Here is a 1,882-nt window from a genome sequence, read left to right on the forward strand (position 1 = left end):
GATGGTGGTGGATCTAAATTAACCCCAAAAGCGCGAAAACTTATAGATGGCTATTGGCGCATTAAAAGAAGAGCGATTCGAGAAAGCGACAAGTTGTTCGAGAAGCTTGTTAAGTCGCTTGAATCCGAATCTTGATTAGAATTACGATTATCGTAGCGCTGATGTCCCATCGGCTGTATCAGGGACGTCCCGTCCCTATATAAAAATCGAAACGGGGCGTTTCGGATACAGCCGATGGGACGGGGCTGTTGAAAAAGGCCTTTATTTGAAATATACTTTACAAATGCTAGGCAAAAACGAAAATTGGCAAGAAGAAATGATTACGGTTCCGGGCATGACATCGCTGGTTCCCAAGGATCACATCCTTTACAAAGTAAACAGCATTCTCAAGACGGGTTGGTTTCGCGAGGAGGTTCGTGAATTGTACTGTGAGACGAACGGTCGTCCGAGTATCGATCCCGAATCCGCGCTGCGACTGATGCTTGCGGGATTTTTGCACGGCATCAAACATGATCGCAAACTGTTGCGCGAGGCTCAGGTCAACATTGCAATCCGCTGGTTTTGCGGGTTTGGATTGGTGGAGGAACTGCCTCATCACAGCAGTCTGACCAGGATACGCCAACGCTGGGGAGTTGAAACGTTTCTCAAGGTTTTTCAGAATATTGTCAAGCAGTGCGGTGATGCCGGGTTGTTGAGCAATGAAATGGTGCATGTCGATTCCACCATGATTGAGGCTGACGCTAGTTTGGATAGCGTTGTTAAAATGTACGTTGAAGAGGTTATTAAGAAAAACGATGATGATGTTGATAATGATGATTCCGAACCGCCATCACCAGCTAATGAACCCAAAAAAGAGAGACGAAGCAAAACTGATCCTGATGCCAGTTTTTCAAGGACAAACAAAAGGCAGCAACACAAACTTGGATACAAGCAGCATACGGTTGTTGATGATAAAGCCGGCGTTGTGGTCGATGTCCACGTGACGACCGGCAAGACGAACGATGGGCCACTGTTGATTGAACAGATTCAAAGGGTCGCTCGAAACACAGGTGTAATGCCCAATACGGTGACCGCGGATGCTGCATACGCAATAAGTGATAACTACAGGCTTCTTGAGGAGATGGGGATTGATCCGGTGATTCCTCCGCAGCCGGAGCGTAAACAGGGAAAGAGCATGCCGATACGGCGATTCAAGTACGATTGGAAGCATCATGTTGTCAGATGTCCGGGAAACAAAAAACTGGGATACGTTCATAGTAATAAACAGGGGTGGGTGTTCAAGGCGAAAACAAAAGACTGCAAGTGTTGCCCACTTAAAAATCAATGTGTTCCACCAAGCGGAAGCGCGCGTTCAATACTTATTGTGTATGGATACACTTCACTGTTGAGAGGGCGAAGACGGACTCAAAAAAGATGGCTGGATAATAAGTTTTTTGAATCGTACAAACGTCACAAATGGCTGGTTGAGGGACGGCAGGGTGAAGCGAAAGTTCAGCACGGCTTGCGTCGAGCGCATCGACGAGGATTGGCGCAAGTATCGATTCAAGTTTACATGACTGCTATTGCGATGAACATGAAACGCCTTGCAGCGTTTTTATTGCACCAAAACCCACTATTAAAGGCTATTTTAGGGCGGATATGGCATCTGTGCGCGATTCCTGGCGATTTGTTTGCATTTTCATATTCCAAACTGGAAAATCGTAAAACCAGATTAGCTGCACTCGTTTAGTAAAAAAGAAGGGGTATTTCAACAGCCCCGGGACATCAGCGCTACGAGGAGGAAATCGCGTTGACGAATATACACAAAAAAAAGTGGCGCGGACATCTTTGCCCGCACCACAATAAAATTTCAAAATGAATAAAATGTCAATTACGTAATAGC

General features: G+C 46.0%; 1 protein-coding gene. It reads left to right on the plus strand.

Annotation, left to right across the window (positions count from 1 at the left end):
* The first annotated feature begins 265 nt into the window (after positions 1 to 265).
* A complete protein-coding gene (locus KOO63_06110; GenBank protein MBU8921377.1) occupies positions 266 to 1,729 on the plus strand; it encodes a transposase in 1,464 nt (487 codons plus the stop codon).
* The last annotated feature ends 153 nt before the right edge of the window (positions 1,730 to 1,882 follow it).

This window comes from Candidatus Latescibacterota bacterium (assembly GCA_019038625.1).
Classification (GTDB): Bacteria; Krumholzibacteriota; Krumholzibacteriia; order Krumholzibacteriales; family Krumholzibacteriaceae; genus JAGLYV01.